Annotated in this window: 9 protein-coding genes; 6 read left to right on the forward strand and 3 right to left on the reverse strand. The window is 55.0% G+C overall.

Going from position 1 to position 9159, the window contains the following annotated elements; genetic code table 11:
- The first annotated feature begins 69 nt into the window (after positions 1–69).
- On the forward strand, positions 70–576 hold the full coding sequence (locus MKZ07_RS33395; protein ID WP_036698910.1) for a YwhD family protein: 507 nt from the start codon (positions 70–72) through the stop codon (positions 574–576).
- A 184-nt stretch (positions 577–760) separates the two neighbouring features.
- On the opposite strand, the gene MKZ07_RS33400 is transcribed toward MKZ07_RS33395, so the two are convergent.
- The 3 genes from MKZ07_RS33400 to MKZ07_RS33410 all read right to left on the reverse strand — a co-directional run bounded on the left by MKZ07_RS33400 (position 761) and on the right by MKZ07_RS33410 (position 4360).
- Positions 761–1243 carry an AbrB/MazE/SpoVT family DNA-binding domain-containing protein gene (locus tag MKZ07_RS33400; protein ID WP_036698909.1) on the reverse strand — a complete coding sequence of 161 codons (483 nt, stop codon included), beginning with the start codon at positions 1241–1243 and terminating at the stop codon, positions 761–763.
- A gap of 267 nt (positions 1244–1510) precedes the next feature.
- On the reverse strand, positions 1511–2188 hold the full coding sequence (locus MKZ07_RS33405; RefSeq protein ID WP_036698907.1) for a DNA-3-methyladenine glycosylase: 678 nt from the start codon (positions 2186–2188) through the stop codon (positions 1511–1513).
- 99 nt (positions 2189–2287) lie between these two features.
- Entirely contained in the window at positions 2288–4360 is a 2073-nt protein-coding gene (locus MKZ07_RS33410; protein ID WP_036698906.1) for a transglycosylase domain-containing protein, read from the reverse strand.
- Positions 4361–4616: 256 nt separating this feature from the next.
- Between MKZ07_RS33410 and MKZ07_RS33415 the strand changes: the two genes are divergently transcribed.
- The 5 genes from MKZ07_RS33415 (at position 4617) to argS (ending at position 9106) form a co-directional block, all read left to right on the forward strand.
- A complete protein-coding gene (locus tag MKZ07_RS33415; protein WP_036698905.1) occupies positions 4617–5474 on the forward strand; it encodes a carbon-nitrogen hydrolase family protein in 858 nt (285 codons plus the stop codon).
- A 15-nt stretch (positions 5475–5489) separates the two neighbouring features.
- Positions 5490–6158 (forward strand): GNAT family N-acetyltransferase, encoded by a 669-nt coding sequence (locus tag MKZ07_RS33420; RefSeq protein WP_036698904.1) that lies wholly within the window; start codon positions 5490–5492, stop codon positions 6156–6158.
- A gap of 38 nt (positions 6159–6196) precedes the next feature.
- Complete coding sequence (locus tag MKZ07_RS33425) at positions 6197–6865, forward strand: GNAT family N-acetyltransferase (RefSeq protein ID WP_341029858.1); 669 nt, start codon at positions 6197–6199, stop codon at positions 6863–6865.
- A gap of 115 nt (positions 6866–6980) precedes the next feature.
- Entirely contained in the window at positions 6981–7424 is a 444-nt protein-coding gene (locus tag MKZ07_RS33430) for a DUF1934 domain-containing protein (RefSeq protein WP_036698902.1), read from the forward strand.
- Positions 7421–9106 (forward strand): arginine--tRNA ligase, encoded by a 1686-nt coding sequence (gene argS / locus MKZ07_RS33435; RefSeq protein ID WP_341029860.1) that lies wholly within the window; start codon positions 7421–7423, stop codon positions 9104–9106. The genes MKZ07_RS33430 and argS overlap by 4 nt, the downstream gene beginning before the upstream one ends.
- Positions 9107–9159: the final 53 nt, after the last annotated feature.

The following is a 9159-nucleotide window of genomic DNA, read 5'->3' on the forward strand; positions in this document are numbered from 1 at the left end:
GTATATGTTTGCAATCGCCGCATTATTAGCTAAAATTAAATAATTAGTGAATGGAAAGGATGTGCACATGTGGATAACGTACAACCGGAGGGCAAAAAACAAATTGCCTTGAATATTGTGAACGCCAGAGCTAAGCATAAAGGCTTCGGTGCAGGCTCGATTGATCTGAACAATGTATCGCCTGTCATTATTGATCAGGGCATCGCCGTTATCGATATCGGTGCCATGCATGCCAAGAGCAAAGTGGAGAAGGGAATCAAGTTCTCTATGAACCGTGAGGATGTTCCGGCGGGAAGACAGGTATGGGTCGTATGGGTCGCCGTTGACCGTACCCCGGAGGGACAGTTCTACGGCGGAATTACCGCCTGCGAGATGTGGATTGACACCGAGGCGCGCCGCGGTTGGAAGATTCTTGCGGATCATGTCAATAAGCTGGATGCGGCCTTGAAGCGTAAGCTTATTCTGGATGGACTTGGAAGTGTTGAGCGGGCCGCGCTGAAGTCATTGCTGATGGCCCATAATGAAGAGTGGTGGGCTGCTTCGCCTGAGGAGCTGAAGGGGGCGCTGTCGGAATAATACTTGTAGTTCAAGTGGAAACGGCTTTGCCGTCCTTTTAAAGGACGGTACCGTTTCGGCGGGAAATAGAAGGATAATGTACAGCGTGAACATATAAATTCTTATATTTGAACAAAAATTAAGGCTTGGCCCCGTTAGGGGGCCAAGCCTTATCTGATGTCTAAGCAGGGATGAATGGATAACGTTACTGCGGATCTGCTCTGCCGGGAGTGTTCAGCTTGCGCTTGAGCTGGCTGACTCTGGCTTGGCTGATGCCGAGAACCTCGGCAAGCTCCTTCTGGTTGGCATAAGGATGATCTTCGATCGCTTTCATTAGACGCAGACTCATTTCTTCGGTCTTACTTCTCCGTACCCCGCGGGCTGGCTCGGGCTGCTCTTCTGCTGAACTTGGGGAGGCATGGATGGGTTCTGATCCGCGTTCGGGGTCACTAAGCTCCTTCAGACAGGTGTTGCAAATGAACTGATCCTTATAGTAGGTAACATGATCAAGACTCCTGCAAAAGGTGCATTCTGTGGAGGTGTACTTTCGGAGGACGATTATATCCTCATCCAGTATAAAAAATTCAATAGGATCCCCAATGTCAATATTACGTGTCATGCGGATTTCTACGGGAACCACAATTCTTCCGAGACTGTCTAAGCTTCGGATCATGCCTGTATCTTTCATCCCATGTCCCTCATTTACATCTTTATATTTTTTGTAGATATATATGATTATAGCAGTAATTGTAAGTTAAGAGAACGGGGGAAGCGTATACAAATAGGGGGATTTATTGTCATTTTATAGGAGTGTTTATCATTTTTTGGCGCCTGAGGATGCGGAGATCAAAAATAGAAGAAAAACCTCTCCGCCTGGGAAGTCCCAAGGGAGAGGCTGATTAGGGTTCTCTTATTAATACCCAATATACCACAGCCGAAACAGCGGTATAGGCCTTTAGACCAGCCTGTGGGGCTGTGCCTGCGGATCGCTGGCCGAGACATAAGGATTAGCCCGCAGATAGAAGCGCCAGGGGCGCCCGGCATACTCTTCTGCATAAGGAATATTGATGCGCGGGGCCTGGACAATATCCAGGGATTCCGGGTCTTCCCCCTGCTCGATGCTCAGCGGGCCTTCCGGCAGATCGAACCTGGAAAAGTTAAGGCTCTTGTCAATCCGCAGCGCCCGGCACAGCTTGCCCGGCCCGCCGGAGAGGTCCGAGGGCTTCCTGACGGCAACCCCCCTGTATGCTGCCATAAGCTCGGCATCCCTCTCCGTAAGCGGCTCTACTGCCCGGATCAGAACGGCATGCGGCTCGTCCTGTGCGGCAGTTACGACATTTAGGCAATGGTACATACCGTAGATCAGGTATACATACACTGCGCCTCCTGCGCTGAACATGACCTCCGTCCGGGCGGTCCGGCGGCTGCCGTAAGCGTGGCTGCCCTTATCCTCAGCACCTCCGTAGCTCTCTGTCTCCACAATGCGGCAGCGGATGTCCCCGTCTTCCGTGCGGCGGACCAGATGCTGGCCAAGAAGACGCGGCGCTGCTTCAACTGCCGGGAGCTTGTAGAGCTCAGGCTGCAGCAGCTGTGGCGCGCCCGGTTCAAGGCCGGCGGAGTGATTCGGCTTCATGAATGGATGACACACCTTCCTGCGGCGGAGTTAGGCGGGCGTACGCCTCTGCCGGTCTCCCCATCGTAACGCAGGGCAGCGGGGAGCGGCAATCCCCGGTTAGTTCATCCACCAGCGCTTGATATTATTCCAGAGGGAATGCTCTTCCTTGACCGGATTGACAGGACCTGAAGGCACGGTGCTGCCGGAAGCACCGGGTTCACCAGAGCTATGCTGGTCACAATATCCGGTAGGCTCTGTGCCGCTGATGAAGGTCTCCAGCTTTTTCTCCGGACAGTCTGCTGTAGCCAGCATGCCGGACAGCGGATCGATATATACGCTGACTACGCCATCGGGAATGGGAAAAATCTTCGGCGGCACATTCTCCAGTGCTTTTTCCGTGAATCCGGCGAAGATAGGTGCTGCCCGTCTGCCGTCGGTGGTCGCAATATCACGGCCCTTATCATATCCGACCCAGACGGCGGTTGAGAGCTCAGGCGTGAAGCCTACCATCCACCCGTCGGTATCTGTAGTACCGGTCTTGCCGGCCACCGGACGCTTGATCATCGAGGCCACCCGGTTCCCGGTGCCTCCGCTCTCGAAGACCCCCTCCATCAGCCGGGTTAACACGTAAGCTGCTGCCGGCTCAACGACGGCCTGTCCCTCGGGCTGCGGAGCTTCATAGAGAAGATGTCCGCCCGCATCCGTGATCTTCAGGACCGCAGTGACCGGCTGCTTCACTCCGTCATTCGCAATCACTGCGAAGGCTGCGGCCATCTCCAGCGGGCTGACAGGCGAGGTTCCTAGCGCAAGCGAAGGAACGCTCTGCAGCGGGCTGTTAATGCCCATGGCGGCCGCCATAGCGGCGACCTTATCTGCCCCAATCTTCATAATGGTATTCACTGCATAGATATTGTCGGATGCGGCAATGGCCTGCCGCATATTAATCTCTCCCAGATATTTATCCCCGAAGTTCCGGGGCTGGTATGTCTTGCGGTTGTTATCATAATGGAATAGCGTTGGCTGGCTGTTGAAGACGGACAAGCCGGTCATTTCTTTAGTCGACAGCGCCGCCAAATACATAATCGGCTTAAAGGAAGATCCGGGCTGGCGCGTCTTCGCCAGCACATGGTTGAAGGAGCTGGTCCGGTAATTCGTGCCCCCGACCATAGCCTTCACGTAGCCAGTGCGGGGATCAACGGAGACCAGGGCCGTTTCCAGCTCGCTGCTGTGGTCCATACCCTGATCCACCGCCGCTTCCGCAGCCTGCTGCATATCCGGGTCAAGCGTCGTATAGACATTCAGCCCGCCCCGGTCCAGCTCGTCACTGCTGATATGCAGGCTGTCGATCACAAGGCTGCGCACATAATCGCGGAAATAGGGTACAGCCACCGTGGTATCCTTTTGACCCTGCGGGCTCAGCTTCAACTGCTCCTTAACAGCCTCCTGTGCCTGCGACTCCGTAATATCCCCCGTATCGACCATGGCGGCCAGGATGATGCCTTGACGTTTCAAGGCGCTGTCCAGATGATTATAAGGAGAATAATAGGTGGGTCCCTTGGGCACTCCGGCCAGCAGTGCGCTTTCCGCCAGATCCAGATCTGCGGCAGCTTTGCCGAAATACATCCGGGCTGCAGCCTCGATCCCATAAGCGCCGTGCCCGTAGTAGATTTCATTTAAATACATATTCAGGATTTCATCCTTAGAATATTTCATTTCCAGCTGTAGGGTATATAGCGCTTCCTTGGCTTTGCGGGTCCAGGTTTTCTCATGGGTCAGGTACAGATTGCGTGCTAGCTGCTGGGTTAAGGTGCTGGCCCCTTGCGTGCGTCTGCCCGCCTCCAGATTGGCGAGTACCGCTCTCCCCATGCCTTTCAGATCAAAGCCGATATGATTATAGAATTTCCGGTCCTCCACAGCCAGCGTGGCCTTGATGAGCAGCGGAGAGATCCGGTTAAGCTCAACAGGCTCACGGCTGCGGCCGTCTGTAGTGAAGGTGGTCATCACATTGCCCCTGACGTCAAGCAGTCTGGAGCGGACATCATCCCCAAGCGGGGGGAGCGGCTTCTGATATAGGTATCCAAGCAGAGCGCCGGCGGCCAGCAGGAACAGCAGGGCGGAGACAACCAGTAGCCGAAAGAGCAGGCGGAAGCGGCGTTTGCGGACTTTGGGTGTGGCAGAATCGCGCGTCATGGTATCAGGCTCCTTCGAATTCAAGCAGTTACACAGGCTGGCACCATGAGGGCTGCCGCTGCCTGTATTCCTCATTATGGGAAAGGATGAGAGGAGATATTCACCATTGGCAGAGAAAGCGGATCTTGTCGAACCCGGCGGGAACAGGTGAGCATTTGCGCACGCTGCTCCATGTGTGAATTTGTGAACGGTTATGGTAAAATTTTAGATACTTATGAAAATGCATGTAACAATCATGCCCGGGAGGACTGCCGCCATGGCTTTTCGCGTATCTGCTGTACAATATCATCTGCACACCATCTCTTCCTTCGGGGAGTTTGCTGCCGAGTGTGAGCAATACATCAAGACGGCCCGAGAGTACGGCGCTGAATTTATCCTCTTCCCTGAATTTCTTACGACACAGCTGATGTCGATCGGAGGCGAAGACGGGGGAGCGCTGGGGATAGAGGATCTGCCGCAGTTCACAGACCGTTACCTGGAGATGTTCTCCGGGTACGCGAAGAAGTATGTGGTACATATTATTGGGGGGACCCATGTGCTGCGGCGCAGCGGCAAGCTGTATAATGTAGCCCATCTTTTTTACCCGGACGGAAGAATTGCCGAGCAGGCCAAGCTGCATATTACCCCTGCCGAGGTAGAGGGCTGGAATATGGGGGCGGGTGAGGAGCTTCAGGTATTCCAGACAGATCATGGGACCATTGCCATGCTGACCTGCTATGACATTGAATTCCCTGAAATTGTGCGCATGGCCCGGGCCAAGGGCGCAGATGTGATCTTCTGCCCGTCCTGCACGGATGACCGCCACGGCTTCCACCGGGTACGGTATACGAGCCACGCCCGGGCTATCGAGAATCAAGTCTATGTAGTGCTGACCGGGACCGTAGGCTCGCTGCCTACCGTTGACCTGATGCGGGCCAACTTCGGTCAGGCTGCAGTAATTACACCCAATGACATCCCGTTCCCTCCGCAGGGTCTGCTGGCCGAAGGGGAGATTAACCATGATATGATCATCACCGCCGATCTGGATCTGGATCTGCTGTACCGCGTCCGGGAACACGGGTCTGTAACCACCTGGCGTGACCGCCGCACCGATCTGTACACCGACTGGACGTAAAGGGGAGACTAACGGATGTATTATAAGAAGTTCTACGCTTTGGACGGCAAGACGCCGGTCCCTGCGGTGATCCGTTCCTATACGGAAGCTGACTTCACCGAGCTCATCACGATCCAGTCCGAGGCATTCCCGCCGCCTTATCCTGCGGAGCTGTGGTGGAACCGGGAGCAGCTGCTGAATCACGTGACACTTTTTCCGGAAGGGGCTTTATGTGTGGAGGTGGCCGGGGAGCTGGCCGGATCGGTTACCGGATTCCTGATGAATTTCGACCCGGAGGCGCCGATGCATCATCATACGTGGTCAGAGGTTACGGCAGACGGATACCTTACTTCGCATCAGCCGGACGGGAACACGTTGTACATAGCGGATTTGTGCGTCCGTCCCAAATACCGCAAGCTGGGTCTGGGCAAAGAGCTGGTCCAGTCGTTATACCATGTGGTCGTGGAACAGAAGCTGGAGCGGCTGTTGGGAGCGGGTCGGATGCCGGGCTATCACCGGGTGGCCGGTCAGATGACAGCAGAAGAGTATTTAGCCGGGGTTGTTGCCGGAAGCTGGTCTGATCCGGTGATTACTTTTCTGCTGCGGTGCGGGCGGTCTCCGGTCAGTGTGGTTGCGGGTTATCTGGAGGACGAGGAATCTGGGAATTACGCAGCGCTGATGGAATGGCGGAATCCTTTTCAATAAATGAATACAGCCTATCACTTGGAGGAGATCCCTTGATTATGGAATATAGAAGAATTACAGATATTGACGACCCGTTGTTCAGAGAGGTGCATCAGCTGCTGTCGGAGGTATTTCCGCCTGAGGAAGTGCTGGAGTACAGCCTGTGGAAGGAGCCGCTTGCCGATCCGGGAATACGCGTGTTCGCTGCCGTACATGAAGGGACGGTTGTAGGCACTACGGAATACCGTTATTATGCCGACTGGAATGTGGCGATGACCGATTTCACGATTATTGGCCGGGAAGGGCTGGGCATTGGCCGTTTTCTGGCGCGTCAACGCTTGAAGGATCTGGAGAAGCTGGCGGCTGAGAATCATACGGAGCTGCTGGGGATGTTCGCTGAGATCTATGATCCGTACCGTGTGGGGTATGATTTTGGCGGAATTAAGCCGATGGACCCGTACGTCCGCCGTGAAGTTCTGTCGCATTTGGGCTATAAAAGAATAGATATTCCCTATGTCCACCCTTCCTGGCAGGGGGATGGCGAAGCGGTGTCCGGTCTGGACCTCTGCTTCATGCCCGGAGATGAGGAGCTGGAGAGCATCGCAGCGCCGCTGGTGGCCGATTTCCTGACCCGTTATTACGCCGTGCTTGCGGACAAGCCGGAAGCCTGGACATCGATGATCAGTCAGCTTCGCGGCAGGGAGAGTGTGGCGTTATTGCCGCTGTGAGGGCCAGGACAGATGAAAAAGCGATTGAATTGCCCTCCTGATCTGGATATAGTGTACAATGGGAAAGCGAATATGACCTCTATGATTACAAGTACGAATAAGCGGGGAACGTGTGATGACTGAAGGACCGCAAGGCAAATACGGCGTTTCGGTAACGCTGGAGAGTGTGCAGGGCACAGAGCGCAGTGTGGTGCATGCTGCAGGTGAGGCTATTGCCAAGGGACAGTCGCTGTACATTATTTATGAAGAGCAGCAGACCGGACCCGAAGGCGCAGTGGCCGCGGTACGCAACACGCTGAAGATTTCAGAGGGCAGAATCAAGCTGATCCGCCATGGTGCTGTCCAGTCGGAGCAGTCCTTTGAGCCGGGGCAACCGCTGCCCGGATTCTACCGCTCGCCTTATACACAGTTCAATCTCACCACAGACACGAAGACACTGGACATCAAGCGCGAAGGAAGATCGCTTGCCGTTTCATGGGAATATGATCTCTACGTATATGGAGAAGTAACAGGACAGTTCGCTATAAGTTTGAATATACAGGAGGAACCACAATCATGACACAATCTTTAAATCCGCTCCAGCTTGCCCATGAACGGGTGAAGGAGGCCGTCGCCGATGCGGTTGTAGCCGCAGGTCTGGTGTCCCGCGAAGAGCTGCCGGCCATTGTGCTGGAAGTGCCGAAGGACAAGGCCCATGGAGATATGGCTACGAATGCTGCTATGCAGCTGACCAAGATCGCTAAGCGTAATCCCCGGCAGATCGCCGAGGCCATTATCAAGCACCTGGATACGGGCCGCGCTTCCATTGAGAAGGCGGAGATTGCCGGACCGGGCTTCATTAACTTTACTTTGTCCAAAAGCTATCTCTACCCCGTGATCGCACTTGTGGCCGAGCAGGGTGACGGTTATGGCCGTGTGAACATAGGCCAGGGCAAGCGTGTAGAAATGGAGTTCGTCAGCGCGAACCCTACCGGCAGCCTTCATCTGGGACATGCCCGCGGCGCTGCTGTCGGCGATGCCCTGTGCAACGTGCTGGATTATGCCGGCTACAACGTGACCCGCGAGTACTACATTAACGATGCCGGGAACCAGGTCGCCAATCTGTGCAAATCCATCGAGACCCGTTACCTGCAGGAGCTGGGCCAGCCGGCCGAGATGCCGGAGGACGGTTATCATGGAGAGGATATCAAGGGCTTCGCCAAGGAGCTGGTGGCGGAGAAGGGCGATTCTCTGCTGGCTATGACACCGGGCGACCGGGCGGCATTCTTCCGTACCTACGGGCTTGCCAAGGAACTCGACAAAATCAAACGCGACCTCAGCCGGTTCCGGGTCAACTTCGATATCTGGTTCAGTGAAACCTCCCTCTATGAGAACGGAGAAGTGCTGCGTTCCCTGGATGAGCTTCGTGAGCGCGGAGAAGTCTATGAGAAGGAAGGCGCCACCTGGCTTGCGACCACCAAATACGGCGATGATAAAGACCGCGTGCTGATCAAGAACGATGGCACGTATACGTACCTCACACCGGATATCGCCTATCACAGCGACAAATACGGCCGCGGCTACGACACTATGATCAACATCTGGGGAGCCGATCACCACGGCTATATTCCACGGATGAAGGCGGCTATGGCGGCGCTCGGTAATGATCCCGAGAAGCTCGTGGTGCTGATCGCCCAAATGGTCAGCCTGTTCCAGGATGGCGAGAAGGTTAAGATGTCCAAGCGTACCGGCAAAGCCGTCACGATGGAAGACCTGATGGATGAAGTAGGAATCGACGCGATCCGTTACTTCTTCACCATGCGCAGCATGGATTCGCATCTGGACTTTGACATGGATCTGGCGATTTCGACATCCAATGAGAATCCTGTATTCTATGTACAATACGCACATGCGCGGATTTGCAGCATATTCCGCCAAGCGGAGGAGCAAGGGATTGTAGTGCCGGATGCAGCCCAGATTGATTACAGCAAGCTGACCGCCGTACATGAATATGATCTGCTGCGCAAAATCGGTGAACTGCCTGCGGAGATTACCATTGCTGCCGAGGGCTATGCACCGCACCGTCTGGTCCGGTATGTATACGACCTGGCTTCGTTGTTCCACAGCTATTACAAGGCAGAGCGCGTGATCACTGAGGATGCCGCTCAGACAGTAGCCCGCCTTGCCCTGCTGGGCGCAGCACGTACGGCCATTGCCAACGTCCTGCGGCTGGTCGGTGTTACCGCACCGGACCGGATGTAACTATACTTGGAAAGCGCCGCCCCTGTTTTATGGGGGCGGCGTTTTTGGTCAAA

This window comes from Paenibacillus sp. FSL P4-0338, from assembly GCF_038002365.1.
In the GTDB taxonomy this organism is placed as follows: Bacteria; Bacillota; Bacilli; order Paenibacillales; family Paenibacillaceae; genus Paenibacillus_AQ.